21 protein-coding genes are annotated in these 17,701 nt (G+C 59.1%); 18 read left to right on the forward strand and 3 right to left on the reverse strand.

Annotated features, from left to right (window positions below):
• Positions 1-12 precede the first annotated feature (12 nt).
• Positions 13-900 (forward strand): YghX family hydrolase, encoded by an 888-nt coding sequence (gene yghX / locus H8F22_RS01245; RefSeq protein WP_194939660.1) that lies wholly within the window; start codon positions 13-15, stop codon positions 898-900.
• Between the two features lie 171 nt (positions 901-1,071).
• Here yghX and H8F22_RS01250 read toward each other — a convergent pair whose 3' ends face one another.
• On the reverse strand, positions 1,072-1,860 hold the full coding sequence (locus tag H8F22_RS01250) for a DeoR/GlpR family DNA-binding transcription regulator (RefSeq protein ID WP_059181053.1): 789 nt from the start codon (positions 1,858-1,860) through the stop codon (positions 1,072-1,074).
• A gap of 136 nt (positions 1,861-1,996) precedes the next feature.
• Between H8F22_RS01250 and H8F22_RS01255 the strand changes: the two genes are divergently transcribed.
• From H8F22_RS01255 to H8F22_RS01270, 4 genes are all read left to right on the forward strand, one after another.
• Complete coding sequence (locus H8F22_RS01255) at positions 1,997-2,878, forward strand: serine hydrolase domain-containing protein (RefSeq protein WP_194939661.1); 882 nt, start codon at positions 1,997-1,999, stop codon at positions 2,876-2,878.
• Between the two features lie 126 nt (positions 2,879-3,004).
• Positions 3,005-3,814 (forward strand): DUF2092 domain-containing protein, encoded by an 810-nt coding sequence (locus tag H8F22_RS01260; RefSeq protein WP_194939662.1) that lies wholly within the window; start codon positions 3,005-3,007, stop codon positions 3,812-3,814.
• Positions 3,811-4,002, forward strand: a complete 192-nt coding sequence (locus tag H8F22_RS01265) for a hypothetical protein (protein ID WP_027925300.1) — start codon at positions 3,811-3,813, stop codon at positions 4,000-4,002. Before H8F22_RS01260 ends, H8F22_RS01265 begins: the two co-directional genes overlap by 4 nt.
• Before the next feature lie 290 nt (positions 4,003-4,292).
• Positions 4,293-5,174 (forward strand): glycoside hydrolase domain-containing protein, encoded by an 882-nt coding sequence (locus H8F22_RS01270; RefSeq protein WP_059181055.1) that lies wholly within the window; start codon positions 4,293-4,295, stop codon positions 5,172-5,174.
• A gap of 14 nt (positions 5,175-5,188) precedes the next feature.
• Here H8F22_RS01270 and H8F22_RS01275 read toward each other — a convergent pair whose 3' ends face one another.
• Positions 5,189-5,857, reverse strand: coding sequence for an ATPase (locus H8F22_RS01275; RefSeq protein WP_194939663.1), 669 nt, complete (start codon positions 5,855-5,857; stop codon positions 5,189-5,191).
• A gap of 178 nt (positions 5,858-6,035) precedes the next feature.
• On the opposite strand from H8F22_RS01275, the gene H8F22_RS01280 reads away from it, so the two are divergent.
• The 3 genes from H8F22_RS01280 (at position 6,036) to H8F22_RS01290 (ending at position 7,884) form a co-directional block, all read left to right on the forward strand.
• A complete protein-coding gene (locus tag H8F22_RS01280; RefSeq protein WP_155953744.1) occupies positions 6,036-6,503 on the forward strand; it encodes a hypothetical protein in 468 nt (155 codons plus the stop codon).
• Positions 6,504-6,673: 170 nt separating this feature from the next.
• Positions 6,674-6,922, forward strand: coding sequence for a hypothetical protein (locus tag H8F22_RS01285; RefSeq protein WP_027925297.1), 249 nt, complete (start codon positions 6,674-6,676; stop codon positions 6,920-6,922).
• A gap of 221 nt (positions 6,923-7,143) precedes the next feature.
• Positions 7,144-7,884, forward strand: coding sequence for a hypothetical protein (locus tag H8F22_RS01290; protein WP_194939664.1), 741 nt, complete (start codon positions 7,144-7,146; stop codon positions 7,882-7,884).
• A 39-nt stretch (positions 7,885-7,923) separates the two neighbouring features.
• On the opposite strand, the gene H8F22_RS01295 is transcribed toward H8F22_RS01290, so the two are convergent.
• Complete coding sequence (locus H8F22_RS01295) at positions 7,924-8,727, reverse strand: membrane protein (protein WP_027925295.1); 804 nt, start codon at positions 8,725-8,727, stop codon at positions 7,924-7,926.
• A gap of 390 nt (positions 8,728-9,117) precedes the next feature.
• Here H8F22_RS01295 and H8F22_RS01300 point away from each other — a divergent pair, with 390 nt between their 5' ends.
• The 10 genes from H8F22_RS01300 (at position 9,118) to H8F22_RS01345 (ending at position 17,559) form a co-directional block, all read left to right on the forward strand.
• On the forward strand, positions 9,118-9,723 hold the full coding sequence (locus H8F22_RS01300) for an SCO family protein (RefSeq protein WP_027925294.1): 606 nt from the start codon (positions 9,118-9,120) through the stop codon (positions 9,721-9,723).
• The gene (locus tag H8F22_RS01305; protein WP_059181057.1) at positions 9,723-10,196 is read left to right on the forward strand and encodes a copper chaperone PCu(A)C; all 474 of its coding nucleotides are present in this window, start codon (positions 9,723-9,725) and stop codon (positions 10,194-10,196) included. The genes H8F22_RS01300 and H8F22_RS01305 overlap by 1 nt, the downstream gene beginning before the upstream one ends.
• 122 nt (positions 10,197-10,318) lie before the next feature.
• The gene (locus H8F22_RS01310) at positions 10,319-10,744 is read left to right on the forward strand and encodes a hypothetical protein (protein ID WP_027925292.1); all 426 of its coding nucleotides are present in this window, start codon (positions 10,319-10,321) and stop codon (positions 10,742-10,744) included.
• 143 nt (positions 10,745-10,887) lie between these two features.
• Positions 10,888-12,234 (forward strand): flavin-containing monooxygenase, encoded by a 1,347-nt coding sequence (locus H8F22_RS01315; RefSeq protein WP_407692646.1) that lies wholly within the window; start codon positions 10,888-10,890, stop codon positions 12,232-12,234.
• A 21-nt stretch (positions 12,235-12,255) separates the two neighbouring features.
• The gene (locus H8F22_RS01320) at positions 12,256-12,672 is read left to right on the forward strand and encodes a RidA family protein (protein ID WP_027925290.1); all 417 of its coding nucleotides are present in this window, start codon (positions 12,256-12,258) and stop codon (positions 12,670-12,672) included.
• Positions 12,673-12,834: 162 nt separating this feature from the next.
• Positions 12,835-13,512, forward strand: coding sequence for a DUF1028 domain-containing protein (locus tag H8F22_RS01325; protein WP_027925289.1), 678 nt, complete (start codon positions 12,835-12,837; stop codon positions 13,510-13,512).
• Positions 13,509-14,657, forward strand: coding sequence for an acetylornithine deacetylase (argE, locus tag H8F22_RS01330; RefSeq protein ID WP_194939666.1), 1,149 nt, complete (start codon positions 13,509-13,511; stop codon positions 14,655-14,657). Before H8F22_RS01325 ends, argE begins: the two co-directional genes overlap by 4 nt.
• A 321-nt stretch (positions 14,658-14,978) precedes the next feature.
• Positions 14,979-16,394 (forward strand): purine-cytosine permease family protein, encoded by a 1,416-nt coding sequence (locus H8F22_RS01335; protein WP_194939667.1) that lies wholly within the window; start codon positions 14,979-14,981, stop codon positions 16,392-16,394.
• A gap of 168 nt (positions 16,395-16,562) precedes the next feature.
• Complete coding sequence (locus H8F22_RS01340) at positions 16,563-16,781, forward strand: PLD nuclease N-terminal domain-containing protein (RefSeq protein WP_027925286.1); 219 nt, start codon at positions 16,563-16,565, stop codon at positions 16,779-16,781.
• 487 nt (positions 16,782-17,268) lie between these two features.
• Complete coding sequence (locus H8F22_RS01345; protein WP_027925285.1) at positions 17,269-17,559, forward strand: hypothetical protein; 291 nt, start codon at positions 17,269-17,271, stop codon at positions 17,557-17,559.
• The last annotated feature ends 142 nt before the right edge of the window (positions 17,560-17,701 follow it).

Below are 17,701 nucleotides of genomic sequence, written 5' to 3' on the forward strand. Positions count from 1 at the left end.
GGAAGCGCCCCGATGGAACGTCTCACCGCCAAAGATTTCGCCCCCGAACTGCTCGAACTCTATGACTACTACGTCCACGGCAAGATCAACCGCCGCGAGTTTCTCGATCGCGCGGCGTTGTTCGCTTTGGGCGGTTTGACCGCCAGCGCACTGCTCGCCTCACTGAGCCCCCGTTACGCGCTCGCCGAACAAGTGGAATTCACCGACCCGGACATCCTGCCCGAGTACATCACCTACCCCTCACCCAAGGGCCACGGCAATGTGCGCGGCTACCTGGTGCGCCCGGCCAAGGCCAGCGGCAAAGTCCCGGCGGTGGTGGTCGTGCATGAAAACCGTGGCCTCAATCCCTACATCGAAGACGTCGCTCGACGCGTCGCCAAGGCCGGGTTCATCGCCCTCGCCCCTGACGGCTTGAGCTCGGTGGGCGGCTATCCGGGCAACGATGACAAGGGTCGTGAGCTTCAGGCGAAGGTTGATCCCGAAAAACTCATGAACGACTTTTTCGCCGCCATCGAGTGGCTGATGAAAAACGACACCACCACCGGCAAAGTCGGCATCACCGGCTTCTGCTATGGCGGCGGTGTCGCCAACGCAGCGGCCGTGGCGTATCCGGAACTGGCGGCAGCCGTGCCTTTTTATGGCCGCCAGCCAAAGGCTGAAGACGTGCCCAGGATCAAGGCGCCCCTATTGCTGCATTACGGTGAACTGGACAAGGGCGTCAATGACGGTTGGCCGGCGTATGAAGCGGCGCTGAAAGCCGCCGGCAAAACCTATGAAGCTTACATTTATCCGGGCTGCAACCATGGTTTCCATAACGACTCGACGCCGCGATACGACGAAGCCGCCGCGAAACTGGCGTGGGACCGCACCGTGACGTGGTTTCACAAGTACCTGGTTTAGGTATCAATTCCTTCGATCATTTACATCACGAAGACGAATTTTTTATTTGTCCCCGGCTTATTCAAGATGTCGCCATCTCGGATAGTCGGACGACACCCTCATGAACCTGAATTTTGCCTTTGCCTGCTTCATCGTTGTGTCGTTTGCGATTGCGCTGGGTCATGGTTGAGCTCAGGCATCGACCTGAATCACTTCAATACCCAACCGCTGATAATCCTCAACGTTGCCCGACGCCACCTGTTGCTCAGTGATCAGCGTGTGGAGGCGATTGCACGGTGCAACCACGAACGGTTCCACCGCCCCCAGTTTGTCCGCCATGGTCACGGCCACCACGTGCGACGCGCTATTGAGCATCGCCTGTTTCACCGGCACCTCATCAAAATGCAGCGAGCTGATGCCGACGTCCGGGTGAATCGCGCAGACCCCGGTGAACAGCAAGTCAGCCTTGATCCCCTCGATCAGCCGCAGGGTTTCCTGCCCGCTGGCCGACATCGTCGCGGGATTGAGTTGCCCGCCGGCCAGGATCACTTTGATGCCTTTGTAGTCGGCCAACGCAATGGCGATCATCGGCGACGCGGTAATCGCCGTGATGGCGATGTCCGCCGGCAGCGACCGCGCGATCTGCAGCGTGGTGCTCCCTGAATCGAACAGCACAATCTGGCCATCCTGCACCCGGCGCGCGGCGAGTTGCGCCAGGCGCGTTTTCACCTCATCGGTTTCACCCACCCGGGTGAAGAAATCCTTGCCCGTGTCTTTCGGTCGCGGCAACGCCCCACCATGCACCCGTTGCACCAGTCCTGCGCTGGCGAGCTCTGACAGGTCACGGCGGATGGTGTCTTCGGACACGGCGAAATGCTCGCTCAACTCCGAAGCCATGACCTTGCCGTCGCGTTCAAGGATCAGGAGGATTTTCTGCCGGCGTACGGAAGGGAGCTCGGATGCAGCGTGCTGATCTTGCATGTTTATGCCTGCTTTTGCGTGTTTATGCGTATTTATGCGAGATTAGCCAAGCCGCCGGAAAAACACAATCGAGGCGGTGATTGATGAGGTATCTGGCAAACTCCCACGGTGCCTTCGTCCAGAGCAGCCATTACCCATGCTTTTTGCCCTTGTCTCAAACGGTTCAACGCCCATGCCTGCAGACCCTCAGGTGATCGTTCCTTGGTGGAGTTTCACCAAGACCGTGCTCAGCGCCGCCGCGCTGTCGCTGGTGCGTGATGGCCTGTTCGACCTGGACGAGACACTGCCGGAAGGGCCGTTTACCTTGCGCCAAGTGTTGCGGCATGAAGCCGGGCTGGCGGATTACGCAGAGTTGGCGGAATACCACGCGGCCGTCGCAAGCAACGAAACACCGTGGCCCGCCGAGGAAATGCTGCGCCGGCTGGACGCGCCCCGGTTGCGCTACACGCCCGGTGACGGCTGGCGCTATTCAAACGTTGGCTACCTGTACGTGGCGAAATTCATCGAACGCCTGAGCGGTCTTGCGCTGGAAGAAGCGTTGACCCGACTGGTTTTTTCACCCCTCGGTCTGTCAGGTGTACGCCTCGCCAAAACGCCAGCCGATCTGCAGGGCGTGAACATGGGCACCGCACCATCGTACGACCCGGGCTGGGTTTATCACGGGCTGTTGGTTGGCCCGCTGGATCAAGCCGCTGTTTGTCTCGATCGTCTACTGGCCGGCCAGACGCTGCCGCCGGCGTTGCTGCGCGAGATGCAGACGGCTCGCACGCTTGGCGGGCCGATAGCCGGGCGTCCGTGGCTTGCGCCGGGTTACGCGCTTGGCCTGATGCAAGGTGCGGTCGAGGGTGGGCGGGTATTAAGCGGACACACCGGCGGCGGACCGGGCAGCGTGATCGCGGTATATCGCTGCGGTGAAGGTGACCACACCGCGAGTTGCGCGGTGTTTGCCGAAGGTTTCGCCGAAGGAGCGGTCGAGGCAGAAGCCGTGAGTCGCTTGCTGAACGCCGTCATTCAATAGACCGAATAATCGAGCGCTAATCGCTCAAACACCAGCCCGGATGAGTGGTCGTTCAATACGTAGGTGATGGGACTAACGTTATAAGTCCAGGCCGGGCAACCCGGCAATTCCAAGCGGTGAACTTCCATGGAAAAGATCGCCCGACAGTTAATCGAATCCGCGACACTGCGTATCACTGGCGCCGGTCTGGCATTAATCATCGGATTGAACAGTCCGATCACGGCCCATGCCGATGAGGCGTACGCTAAAAACTTGCTTAAGAGCATGTCCGACTATATGTCAGCGCAAAAAAACATATCGTTCAATTACGACACCGACTACGAAGTCACCACCAAAGAGAAGCAGAAACTTGCACTGTCCGCTTCCGGCACAACCGTCATCAGCCGGCCAGACAAGATACGCAATACTCGCGCCAGCGGATTTGTCGACATGGAAATACTGTTTGACGGAAAAACCCTGACCCTGTTTGGCAAAAACGTTAACGCGTATACGCAAGTGGAAGTGCCCGGCACCCTGGATAATTTGATTGATGTACTCAGGAAAAAATACGACCGACCTTTAGCCGGCGCCGATCTGTTCGTGTCCAACCCTCAAGCGTCCTTGATGACGGGCGTGAACGACATAAAAGACCTGGGCAGTGGCGTCATCAGTGGGGTCGAGTGCGATCACCTGGCGTTCAGAACCAAGGAAGTGGATTGGCAGATCTGGATCGCCCAAGGTGAGCGCCCCTACCCCTGCCGCTATGTCATCACCTCAAAACGGGTGGAGGGTGGGCCGCAGTTCAGCATTCGATTGAGTGACTGGAAGACCGGCAATGAAGTGGCGGCTGACGACTTCACCTTCAACAACTCGACGAATGCGAAGAAAATCGACTTGAAGGACCTTCCTAATGGCGATGATTTGCCGAAGAACTTTGTGAAAGGACCCGCCAAATGAACCTTTTGATAAAGACAGGCGGGTTGCTGCTCGGCGGCCTGGTGCTGAGCGCCGCGCTAGAACTCGGTGAGACCCTGTCGATCCCCGGCGTACACAGTGTCATATCCCCGGCCGAAGCCGTCGTTGGTCGCCCTCTCACCCCGGTCAGCGTTGCCGGCGTGGCGCGACGCAGTTCGCGGCGCGATTAATCGGGTTTATAACGGATCGCGATAACTTCAAACACATTGCCGGGCTGTAAAGCCCGGCAAGCATAAATACAACAACACGCACAAAACATATTACACCTTCAATCCTCTCACAAACTTATCAAACCTTGTTGCATCAACTTAACAGCTGATTCAATTCCCTTACACCTTGAAAGTATAAATATTTAAGTGTGTTGACGGCCTCGCTAAACGCGCCTCTTATTAATGCCTGAGCGAAAACCATCGACTCTCGCACTCGGTATAAGTGCGCCATCGCCGAAAGGAAACTTATCATGTTCATTATCGACACCCCCTACAACACCACATCAAAACTGCGCAACCTGGCGAAAGAAAATGTACGAACCATTATTCGTTACTACAACTTCAGCAACTCGAGAACGTTCCCTGACAAGTGCTTGACGCTGATTGAGGCGCAATCAATTTGTGCACAAGGCATGAACATCGCCGTGGTGTTCCAACAGCGACAAAACAACGCCGACGACTTTTCCGAAATCAAAGGGTATGAGGCAGGACGCAGAGCCTACCGCTATGCCCACAACGACATAGGCCAACCTGACGGGTCAGGCATCTATTTTTCCGTCGACTTTGATGCCAGCACCAACGAAATCACCAGCAACATCGTCCCGTATTTCCAGGGAGTGCAGCGGGCGTTCAACGAGGTTTCCGGCGGCCAGCCAGCTTATCGGGTCGGTGTCTATGGCTCGGGTGCCACCGCCAGCGCGTTGTCCAAAAGCAACTTGTGCTCACTGATCTGGCTGGCGATGTCTTCCGGGTTTCGTGGAACGAAGGAGGCGATAAAGAATGGCGCCTATCACATTCAGCAAAAAGCCCCGGCGGCGAAACTGGGCGGCCTGGACCTCGACTTCAACCTGATCAATCCCCAACACACCGACGACTTCGGGGCGTTCGTGCTTGCGGTCGAATCGTCGACCGATACGCTACCTCCAGTTGCCGCCACTCACGAAGTGATAGCGCGCACCAGTCTGAGGCTGCGTGGTGGCCCAGGAACCGAGTACAGCGTAGTGAGTAGCTTGAAGCCCGGTCAGCAAGTAATCGCCAAACCGGCCAACACCGAATGGTCCAGTATCGACCTTCAAGGTGATGGCCTGATCGATGGGTTTGCCGCGTCGGCCTTCCTGAAAGAGTTGAACTGAACACCTGCCAAGGTTTAGTTACTCGCCACCTGCGCCACGTTGCCGGAGGTCACCAACGCCTTCAGCGAAGCATCAAACTGCTTCAGCGCATTTACCTGCAATTCGGTTTGCCGGTCGATCTGCGCCGCAATGTCCGGCGCCGCTTTGCCGTGCACCCAAACCGAAGGCATTTGTTGGGCGCGTGAGCCTTCGGCCTGGCCGATGTACTGCAGGTTCGCATCGTAGAACTTGGCCATGAAACGCGCTTCGACCTGATTATTGCGCTTGGACACCAGGCGGCTGTAAGTGTCCAGCATCACCACCACGTCGGGGTGGGCTTGTACCAGTGCGTCGAGGTTGTCGTAGACCGTCACCGAACCGAACTGTTTTTGCAGCGAGCCCATGAGCCAGTTGATCGCAAGTTTCGGATCAGAGCTGTTGACGAACGCGCGGCTGATGCGCGAATCCAGCTGCGGGTTCTTCGCGCCGTTCACCGCCACCGCATGGTATTGCTCGAGGTATTGAAGGGTGTTGACGGTGTTTTCGCTGTAGAGCACGCCCACTGATTGGGCATGTTGCAGGCTGGCGGTGCTGTCGGCTACAGGGGGGAAATGGCAAGCCGGCTCAGCCGCGTAGGCCGGCACGGTGGCGGCGACGCTGCCGGTGAATACGGCGACAAAAGCCAGCAAGGTAGACATTCTCATCGCACAGGTTCCTTCAAAGGCGAATTCGGTATGTGGCTATCCTCCTCCCATGGCGAAAAAACAGAACTTGCATTCCTTGATGGTGATTATTGATTAAACCAATGGTTGGTCGATGGGCCTGGTCTACGCTGCTCTGATGTCCCTGTTTCACCAACCACGGAGCCCAATCGTGCATCGGATGTCTACTACCGCCCTCGCATTAACGCTGCTATTCACACTTTCAAATCCAGCCGCTGCGGACACCCCGGCCCTGAATGAAGCGCGCACCTTGGTCGCCAAAGCGCACATGGGCAGCAACCTCCCGGCCATCGCCCTGTCGACGGCGCAGGGAACGGTGTCCTGGTCGGTGATTGCCGAGAAGCTGGGGGCTGACGACGCCAACCGCATCGTCTCCGAAGAAATCACCGCGTTACTACCCAAGTACCAGCCGGAATGGGACGAGAACCTGGCGCGGGCCTATGAGAAGTCGTTCTCCGAGGAAGAGCTGTCATCGCTGGTCGCCGATGGACCCGCATCGCAATACGTGGAAAAGGTCAAAGCCCAGCAAGCCACCGTCGGTGGAGAGATGCGTTCGACGTCAGAGCCGATTGTGGCGGCGCTGGTGACGGAAGCGCTGAAGGCGACCATGGAGAAACGCGTGCCGTGATACGCCCTTGTTACGTGGCTGATTCCGACGATCTCCACGCTGTTACCTTAGCGACCGTGTTGTCACTTCTGCGGGGCCTGGCCGGCCAATAGAGTAGTGCCTTCGGTGTGCAGGCACGGACGTTCGGCCCGGCTGCCCGCCGATCCCCCCATCACGGAAGAGGTGACACCATGAGTTTCGTCATTGTTGAAAAAAACCAGAGCAGCGTCCCGTCGGAAGCCGATCTGAAAAAGGCCATGTTCGAGTCCGACGGCACGCCGGTTGACGTGACCGGCGACAACGCCAGCCGAAAAATGACCTACACCGGCCTGGTCAATCACACGGTGTTCGAGAACAAGCTGATCGAGGTCGCCAAAGGCAAACGCACCAGCTGGAACTTCACCTTTGCTGACGCAACGGTGAGTGCGGCCGCGCACTGAGGCCACGGCGGGGTGGTCGAAAGGCCTCCCCGCTGTTTTATCGCTTGATACTCCGCCGTTACACGCGCTGTTACCTGCCGGGCTGGAACCGTGTTGATGAGCTCTCCGGCTGTAACGCCAAGACACTTCGCCGCCCCGCTCCGCCCGCCTACAGTGAAGCCGTCGATGTGCTCAATGAGCCATTGATTGCCCGACACACCACACCAAGGAATAGGGAAACCATGAGCAAATCCATTGCAGTAAGCGAGCATCAACAAACACTTCATGACAACGTGCAGGCCGCCATCAAATCGCTGCTGGCCGCTCCAACAGCCTTGAAAAGCACTGACTACGCCAAGGTCCTGACTTCGACGCTGGCGGCCACTCAAAAGTCGGTCAAAATCCAGATCGCCGCCGGCGACCTGACCACGCTGAAACAATCAGGCTACAAGTTGTGTTTCGCCAAGAAGGTCGGTAACGAAGCCTACAATGTGGTCTGGCAGTCCTATGTCCAATACCTGAGCAACAACACCTTTAGCTGGACCCCGCAGTATCAGCTGTTCGGTTCCAATACGTTCCAGGCGAACGTGCAAGTGGAAGTCTCGACCAACATCGTCACGATTGGTCTGGGTCAACAGTCAATACTCGACAATTCGGGGTTGATGGGCCCGGCGACGAGCGGCGGCCCTGACACGTCGATCACCCTGATCAACAATTACGGCAACATCCACCCGGGCGTCAGCCAATTGTCCACCGGCATCGATGGCATGCAGGTCAGCACCCCGATCTACGTGGCCTCCAACCCAGTGGTCCGCGGCTCTACGGCGCTGACCCCGATCGAAACCCTATTGGTGTGGTTCGAACAGAACGTGCAGACCAGCACCATGTTCAGCACGTCGCGCTCACAATCCGTCGAAATCGACCTGACGTTCGACAACAATGCCACCCGCCTCTACTCCGGAGGCAGCTGGACCGTCGTGTAAGCCCTGCAACCGGGGCAACCTTGCGGTTGCCCCGTCTATTCAAGCGTCACTGCCGCCACGGGCGAAATACCCCGTCAACGATTGGCAAATCGACTCCGCCAGATCCTCCTGCGTGGCGATGCCGTAAGGTCGATTACGATCAAACTGTTCTGACCAGCGAATCCGCCCCTGTGCGACATCAATCAAGCGCACCGAAGCCCGAACCCGGGTCGACTCAACCCGCACACTGCCCTCCAGTGAATAATTGCCGCGCCCGGCCCGCACCAGGTCCGAGGCTTTGACGCTGCTGCGTGGCACCTTCATCAATACGTGATTGCCATGGCTTTGTGTCTGCTCGAACGATTCGAACAGCCTGCAGCTCAGCTCTTCACACAAGCCCCGGGCAAAGTCGTCGCCGTCGCGGGTGATGCAGGTGAACGGCTGAATCTGTAACACCGGGTGGCGCGCCGCGATCGCCTTGGGCCGAAGTCGTTGATAGGCGAGGCGATAACATCCAGCCGGAAGGCTCAGGTGTACCGGGTCTTGCTGACCGCTGGTGGCGTAATGCGCCGCAAGTTTGCGGCGCAATCGCCCCACCTGCACTCGCACCACCGGATCGTCGCCGGTGCAGTAAATCGCCGGATCACGGCGAAACACCGCCAGGCCGATGGCGTGCTCAGTGAGCGCAATGGTCGGATGTTGAAGGTCATGATCGACCAGGAAGCGCAGCAGATCGCCCATCCGCCTGGACTTGGCAAACACCGGACTGGCCAACAACTGCGCCAGCACCCGCTCCATTTCTTCACGATCAAGTGGCTCGGGAACACCCTCGGCACTCGAATGGCCAACGTGCTTGATTACCATTGCCTGCCTCCGTGCAGGTTATCGACAATCACTCACCACCTCTTTTGAGGTGGAATGGATACTGAAGTCGTACTCCTTGAACCTCTGCAATGCTCCCGCCGGGGAAGGCTCGGACGCTGCAAGGTCGAAGCTTAGCAGCCGTAACGCAACGGCGAGGAGATTGTGTCTGCTGCAACGCCGACCTTGTAGCAACTGCCGAACGCAGGCTCGGCAGCGGCTACAGGGATCGTATCTGATCCGTAGTTTTCTGCAGGTTCTGTCTCTGTACCGCAACCCGCGTCGGTCCGACAATGACCAGCGGACCACTACAGTTTGTTAATATCCACGCGCATTTTTCGTCTGATACATCAGCCGCCCAAGATTTCACGTCGCTACACAGGATTTTCCCCCATGAGTACGTTGTATACCCGTCGCACTGTCCTGCGCGGCATGAGCCTGTTGAGCCTCGGCCTGCTGGCCGGTTGTGATGACAGCAGCAAACTGTCGTTCAAGTACGGCAAGGACCTCAGCGACAAGATCATGGGCCGGACCTTCAAGCTCAAGGACGTCGATGGCGAAACCCGGATGCTGACCAGCTATCGCGGGATGATGCCGATGATTTTCTTCGGTTTCACTCAATGCCCGGCCGTGTGCCCGACCACCCTGGCCCGCGCCGCCCAAGCGAAAAAACTGATGGGCCGCGATGGCGAAAAGCTCCAGGTGATCTTCATCACCCTCGACCCTGAGCGCGACACGCCGCAGATGCTCGACAAATACGTCAAATCCTTCGACCCGACGTTCGAGGCGCTGCACGGCACGCTGGAAGAAACCGCCGCCACAGCCAAGGAATTCGGCGTGTTCTTTGAAAAAGTCCCGAACGGTGACAGCTACACCCTCTCCCACACCGCGACCAGTTACGTCTTCGACTCCCGGGGCAACTTGCGCCTGGGCCTGTCCGCGTCCCTTACCGCCCAAGAGTGCGCAGAAGACCTGCTCACCGTCATGGAGGTCTGCTAATGACTGCCACATCCTTCAAACGCATCAAACAACTGGCTCTGGGCCTGTCGCTGATAGGCCTGGCGTTCCAGGCGTCGGCGCAAACCGAAGTCCACGACGCCTGGGTCCGCGCGACCGTTGCCGGCCAACCGTCGACCGGCGCCTTCATGACCGTGCAAGCTGACAGCGACAGCACCCTGGTAAGCGTTCAGTCCCCGGTGGCAAAAACGGTACAGATTCACCAAATGAGCATGAAAGACGATGTGATGAAGATGGGCATGGTCGAATCCGTCGCGCTGCCGGCCGGCAAGCCTGTGACCTTGGATCCCCACGGCTACCACGTGATGCTGATTGACCTGACCGCCCAGGTGAAGGAAGGCGATAAAGTCCCGCTGACCCTGACCGTGAAAAACGCCAAGGGCGAGCAAGAAACCATCGAAGTGCAAGCCGAAGCGCGGGCACTCGGCACGATGGATCACAGCAAGATGCATTAAGGCCCCGGCCTGATGGCTGCAGCGGATCAACAATCGAATTGAACCCTGCGGCCCATCGCGTTTTCGAAACCCTATAGCGCCGAACTTCGACGAAGTCAGGCGCCATTGGAGAGGAAATCCCGATGAACACCCGACTTCTGCTTCTGCTCGCCTGCCTCAGCCCCACGCTGGCCATGGCTGAAAGCTGCGACGTCCTGACCCGCTCCCAAAGCCCTTCCGTGCCGGTGGTTGAATCCCATAGCTGCTATGAGTACGACGGCATGCCCGTCAACGCCATCGACTGGTCGTGCAGCAACGAAAGCAAGGACATGCTGACCAGCACCAAGAAAAAGGTCGAGCAGTGCGCCGATCACTACCAGGCCACCTGCATTGCCACACTGACCCAGGAATCGTTGGCCAACCCGCACTCCACCAGCAAGGACAAAAACAGCACCTCGCTGAATATCCCCGATAACGCGCAGGTCACGACGTACTACTACAGTGCCGAACACCTGAGTCAGGCAAAGATTGACTGTGAATCGGGCGGCGGGCACTGGAAAGCGCACTAGCCATTCGACACACCTCCCGCCAAACCCGCTGCCCAGGCGGGTTCGGGCGCTCTGCCTCAGTTATTTATACTCAAATGCCAGCTTAATAATATTTTACCGATACCAGGGTGATCCCTAGTCTTGACCCCAAGAGATGGCAGGCCATTAGCGACCTGAATCCCACTTCGAAGGGTAAAGAGATGACCACAGAAAAAACAAAAACAGACACGCTGATCGTTGGCGCCGGTCAGGCTGGCGTGGCCATGAGTGAACACCTGAGCAAACTCGGCGTGCCGCACCTGGTGCTGGAGCGCAACCGCATTGCCGAGCGCTGGCGCACCGGGCGTTGGGATTCGCTGGTGGCCAACGGTCCGGCGTGGCACGACCGCTTTCCAGGCATGGAATTCGATGACCTGAGCCCCGACGGCTTTGCCCCGAAAGAACGTGTCGCCGATTACTTCGAAGCCTACGCCAAGAAATTCAACGCCCCGGTGCGCACCGGCGTGGACGTGCTGAGCGTCAAGCGCAATGTCGGCCGCCCAGGCTTCACCATTGAAACCTCCGACGGCGTGATTGAAGCCAACCGTGTGGTGGCGGCCACCGGGCCGTTCCAGAAACCGGTGATTCCGCCCATCGCGCCAAAAGATCAGCCGTTCATTCAGACCCACTCGGCCGATTACCGCAACCCCGAGCAACTGCCGGAAGGCGCTGTGCTGGTGGTGGGTGCCGGTTCGTCGGGCGTGCAGATCGCCGATGAACTGCAGCGTTCGGGCAAGCAGGTTTACCTCTCGGTCGGTGCACACGACCGCCCGCCTCGCGCTTATCGCAACCGGGATTTCTGCTGGTGGCTGGGCGTGCTCGGCGAGTGGGATCAGGCGGCGATGAAACCCGGCCGGGAACACGTGACCATCGCGGTCAGCGGTGCCCATGGCGGCAAAACTGTCGACTTCCGTGGCCTCGCCCATCGCGGCATGACCCTGGTCGGCCTGACCCAATCGTTCAATGGCGGCGTGGCGACGTTCCAGCCAAACCTGGCCGAGAACCTGGCGCGCGGTGACGAAAACTATCTGGCGCTGCTCAACGCTGCCGATGCCTACATCGAGCGCAACGGCCTGGACCTGCCGGAAGAACCTGAAGCGCGCATGACCTTCCCTGATCCAGCGTGCGTGACGAATCCAATTCTTGAGCTCGACCTGGTCAAGGCCGGCGTGACCTCGATCATCTGGGCCACCGGTTTTGCCACCGATTACAGCTGGCTCAAGGTGGATGCTTTCGACGACAACGGCAAGCCGCAGCATCAGCGCGGTGTGTCGAGCGAGCCCGGGGTTTATTTCCTCGGACTGCCGTGGCAGTCGCGTCGTGGGTCTTCGTTCATCTGGGGCGTTTGGCACGACGCGAAATACGTGGCCGATCACATCGCCATCCAGCGGTCGTACCTCGACTACCACGACGCGGCGCAGCGTCAGGCTGAAGCCGTGCCGGTCGCCCATAAAACCACTGTCAGCGCTTAAGACTTTTTTCAGGAGCTTCACATGGCCACGCCAACCCATACCCGTATTCGCATGTTCAACACCAAGGAAACCTACCCGAACCAGAGCCTGGACAATGATTTGTGCCAAGCCGTGCGGGCCGGTAATACCGTTTATGTTCGTGGCCAGGTCGGCACTGATTTCGAAGGCAAACTGGTCGGATTGGGTGACCCGCGTGCGCAGGCCGAGCAGGCGATGCGCAACGTCAAGCAGTTGCTGGAAGAGGCTGGCAGCGATCTGAGCCACATCGTTAAAACCACGACTTACCTGATTGATCCGCGGTATCGCGAGCCGGTTTATCAGGAAGTGGGCAAGTGGCTGAAGGGCGTGTTTCCGATTTCGACCGGGTTGGTGGTGTCGGCACTGGGGCAGCCGCAGTGGTTGATGGAGATTGATGTGATTGCGGTGATTCCTGAGTAAGCAGGTACACCGAGTCGCGGCCATCGCAGGCACGCCAGCTCCCACAGGTTTATCGTCGCACACAATTCTGTGGCCACTGAAGATCCCTGTGGGAGCGGCGGTGCGACGATTCGACTTGCCCCAGACACCTCAATAGCCAAGGGTTAACCAAGGAGCAAAACCATGACCTTCTCCATCGCCGCACGTTGCCCCGAAACCGGTCAGTTCGGCATCGCAATCAGTTCCTCCAGCATCGCCGTCGGCGCCCGTTGCCCCTGGCTGCTGCCGGGTGTCGGCGCGGTCTCGACGCAAAACATCACCCTGCCCTCGCTTGGCCCCGAAACCCTGGCCCTGATGGAGCAAGGCCTCGCACCGGCCGAGGCGCTGGACAAAGTCCTGACCCGCAACGGTTACAGCCAATATCGGCAAATCACCGCCATCGACCACCTCGGCCGCACCGCGCATTTCAGCGGCGCGCAAACCCTGGGCAATCACAACGCGGTGTCCGGTGAACACTGCGTGGCGGCCGGCAACATGCTCGCGGACCGCTCGGTGATCGAAGCGATGGTCGCAGCGTTCGAACATGGCGAAGGTCAATTGGCCGACCGCTTGCTCGCCGCGATGAAAGCCGCGATTGCCGCCGGCGGTGAAGCCGGGCCGGTGCATTCGGCGGCGATGATCGTCGTGGGTGAACTGACCTGGCCGATCATCAACCTGCGGGTCGACTGGGCCGACGAAAACCCTATCGGTGAGCTCGAGAAATTGTGGGACGCCTATCGCCCGCAGGTTCAGGACTACATCGACCGCGCCCTCGCCCCGGACAAATCCCCTGGCTACGGCGTCGCCGGAGACGACCGATGAGCCACAGCCGCGAGTTGTTGCAGACGCTGGTGGCGTTCGACACCACCAGCCGCGAGTCCAACCTGCACCTGATCGAGTTCGTCCGCGATTACCTCGCGGGTTTCGACGTGCCGTGCGAACTGGTCTACAACGAGCAACGCAGCAAGGCCAATCTGTTCGCCACCCTCGGCCCGGCGGGCGTGCCGGGCATCGTGCTGTCGGGGCACACCGACGTGGTGCCCGTCGACGGCCAGCCGTGGACCGTTCCACCGTTCGAACTCACCGAACGCGACGGCAAACTCTACGGTCGTGGCACGGCGGACATGAAAGGCTACATCGCCTGCGTACTGGCCTTGGTGCCGTCGCTGGTGCAGGCCACGCTGCGCGTGCCGGTGCACATCGCGCTTTCTTATGATGAGGAAGTTGGCTGCCTGGGCGTGCGATCGCTGCTGGCGGAACTGCAACAGCGTCCGGTCAAACCGATGCTCTGCATCATTGGTGAGCCGACCGAACTGAAACCGGTGCTCGGGCATAAAGGCAAACTGGCGATGCGTTGTGATGTTCACGGGCAAGCGTGCCATTCAGCGTACGCGCCGCTGGGGGTCAACGCGATTGAATACGCGGCTGAACTGATGGGTGAACTGGGGCGGATGGGTCATCGACTGAAGGCACCGGAGCTTCACGATGCGCGGTTCGATCCGCCATTCAGCACCGTGCAAACCGGCGTGATTTCTGGCGGTAAAGCGTTGAACATCGTCCCCGCCGATTGTCGCTTCGACTTCGAAATCCGTGCCCTGCCCTCGTTTGATCCCAATGATGTGGCGCAGGAACTGAAGGCCTATGCCGAGCGACAGGTGTTGCCGCGCATGCGTGCCGTAAGTGAACAGAGTGAGATCCGCTTCAGCGAGTTGTCGGCGTACCCCGGTCTGGCGACCGATGCGCACAGTGAAGCGGCTGAGTTGATTGCCGCGTTCTCCGGCTCCCGAGAATTCGGCACCGTGGCCTTCGGCACCGAGGGCGGCCTGTTCGACGCAGCAGGCATCCCCACCGTCGTCTGCGGCCCCGGCAGCATGGACCAAGGACACAAACCCGACGAATTCGTCAGCCTCCAACAACTCACCGCCTGCGATGCGATGCTGCAACGGATGCTGCAATCGATCAGCTAGCAAAGCATCCGAACACACCAGAAATCCCTGTGGGAGCGGGCTTGCCCGCGATGAGGGCCTGACAGTCAATATTGAGTTGGCTGACAGACTGCCATCGCGGGCAAGCCCGCTCCCACAGTATCGCGTCCGTAATACCCCCCCCTGTTCGCCCAGGATTTCCAGCGACCAACCGGCATACATTTTTTAACGTCTATACCCACAATCTTACTAATTTATCTCTCCCCGCCCACCGCCCATCATCAACTCCAACAAGAAAAGCGTCGCCCCCATACGGCGCTCACCGAAGTACGTCCACGTACTCACATTGCCTTGGAGTTCGTCATGGTTACCGCTGCAACAACCTCCGCCCCGCTCATCGAGAAACACACCATCGGCTACGTGCCGCCCGAAGATCGTCACGGCAAAACCCGCGACCTGTTCACCCTCTGGTTCGGCGGCAACATCGCGCCGCTGCCGATCGTCACCGGCGCCCTCGGCGTGCAAATGTTCCACCTCAACCTGGTGTGGGGCATCGTCGCCATTCTCGTCGGTCACCTGGTCGGCGGCGTGCTGATGGCGCTGCACTCGGCGCAAGGCCCGCAGATGGGCATCCCGCAAATGATCCAGAGCCGCGCCCAGTTCGGCTCCCTCGGTGCGCTGCTGGTGGTGCTGATCGCCGGCGTCATGTACATCGGCTTCTTCGCCTCCAACATCGTCCTCGCCGGAAAATCCCTGCACGGCGTGGTCGACAGCGTCCCGGTGCCCGTCGGCATTGTCATCGGTGCGCTCGGTTCCGGCATCATCGGCATCATCGGTTACCGCTTCATCCACGTGCTCAACCGCATCGGCACCTGGGTGCTCGGCGCCGGCATCGTGCTCGGCTTCGGCTACATATTCACCCACGTACAAACCGCCGACTTCCTCACCCGTGGCAGCTTCAACCTGTCCGGCTGGCTCGCCACCGTTTCGCTCGCCGCGCTCTGGCAAATCGCCTTCGCACCGTACGTGTCCGACTACTCGCGCTACCTGCCGGCCAACGTACCGGTCGCCGCCACGTTCTGGACCACCTACCTGGGCACCGTCCTCGGCTCCAGCCTCTCGTTCATCTTCGGCGCCGTCGCCGTCCTCGCCACCCCCGTCGGCATGGACACCATGGACGCGGTCAAACTCGCCACCGGCTCCATCGGCCCGCTGATGCTCGTGCTGTTCCTGCTCAGCGTCATCAGCCACAACGCCCTCAACCTCTACGGCGCCGTGCTGTCGCTGATCACCCTGGTGCAAACCTTCGCCTACCGCTGGATCCCCACCGCCAAAAGCCGCGCCGTGCTCTCGGTCATCGTCCTCGCCGCGTGCTGCTTCGCCGCCGTTGGCGCCTCCGCCAACTTCATCGGCCACTTCGTCGACATGGTCCTGGTGCTGCTCGTGGTGCTGGTGCCGTGGACCGCGATCAACCTGATCGACTTCTATGCGATTCACAAAGGTCAGTACGACATCAACTCGATCTTCAAAGTCGACGGCGGGATCTACGGCCGGTACAACCCGCAGGCGCTGTTGGCGTATGCGATCGGCATCGTGGTGCAGATTCCGTTCATGAACACGCCGCTGTATGTCGGGCCGATTTCGGAACACATCAACGGCGCAGACCTTTCCTGGCTGGTCGGCCTGCTGATCACCTCACCGCTCTACTACTGGCTGGCCAACCGCGACACCGCCTACAAGCGTCGCCTCTCCACCGGAAAACTGGCCACCTCCCTCTAACTATCCCCACAATCCCTGTGGGAGCGAGCTTGCTCGCGATGAGGCCCTGACAGTCAATTCTGAATTGCCTGACAGACCACCATCGCGAGCAACCCCGCTTAACCAAAAATTAAATGAACCCCGCCCACCGCAGCTCACCTAACTGAATGACTATCAGGAGGGTGAGCAATGCAAACCGAAACAATCTGGATCGTACTCGTGGCAGTGCTTCTGCTGATCGAGCTATGGGCCATCAACCGAGTCCGAAAAGCCCAAGGCAAATCCAGCAACAAACTCTTGTGGATCGTCGTGATCGTCTTCGTGCCACTGATCGGCGTCGTGGCATGGGCACTGACCGGCCCCAAACACACCGAACACAACCCGCACTCGCCTCAAGCCAGGCAATGACATCAAAGGATCAAAGCCTCGATGATTCGGGGCTTTGTCGTTTCTGGCCATCCGAAAATCGTGTAGGAAACCACCCTCTGTGGCGAGGGAGCTTGCTCCCGCTGGGCAGCGAAGCCGCCCCACCCTTCACCGCGTTTTTAAACACACCCACATCCTGTAGCAGCTGGCGAAGTCTGCGTCCGGCTACACAGCAGCCGTAAATCCAACGAGCAAGGTACACAGACACTTAAACACGTTCTGATTTAACGCCAGTAACCCCGCCGGAAGCTCTGCCTCCGACATCAACCAATAACCCGCTTTCGGTCCTACAACCCCGTTTGCAGGCACCAAAATCTTCGCTTAAAGTTCGACCCGTCACTGACGACCATCAGAGACAGGGTTTCGCAGCCCTAAAAGAAGATCACCAAATACCGTCAGACATGACACAGCCGGTTTCTGTCTGTGAATGGATTTTGACGACTTTGACTCATTTTTTAGGACTATATGCATGTCAACCCAGAACCCGCCCCGCCGCTTCACCCCAATGTCCCAACTCGCCACCAACTACCCCGTCCTGCTCATCGACAGCGATGCCCCACTGCGCGAACTCCACAACTGCGTCAGCGAACGCCTCAGCGCCGTCCTCAAATACCTAAACCTCACGGCCTGCACCAGCCTCCCCGACTACGCCGAAAATGACATCAACACCGTCACCAACATCGCCCGAATCCTGATCCAGGATGTGAGTGATGTGTTTCGGGTGATTGAGCAACGCGGGTTTGAGGCACCAAAGAATTAGTAATAAGAGCTAAGCCGTAAAAAACCCGCACCGAGTTGCGGGTTTTTTATTTCATTCCCCTGTCGAGTTAGCGAGAGGATGGTCTGCTCTATCAGCGCGGCTGACTTTGTTCGCGCGCCATAACATCGAAATCTAACGCTGC

The organism is Pseudomonas mucoides, from assembly GCF_015461845.1.
Taxonomy (GTDB): domain Bacteria; phylum Pseudomonadota; class Gammaproteobacteria; order Pseudomonadales; family Pseudomonadaceae; genus Aquipseudomonas; species Aquipseudomonas mucoides.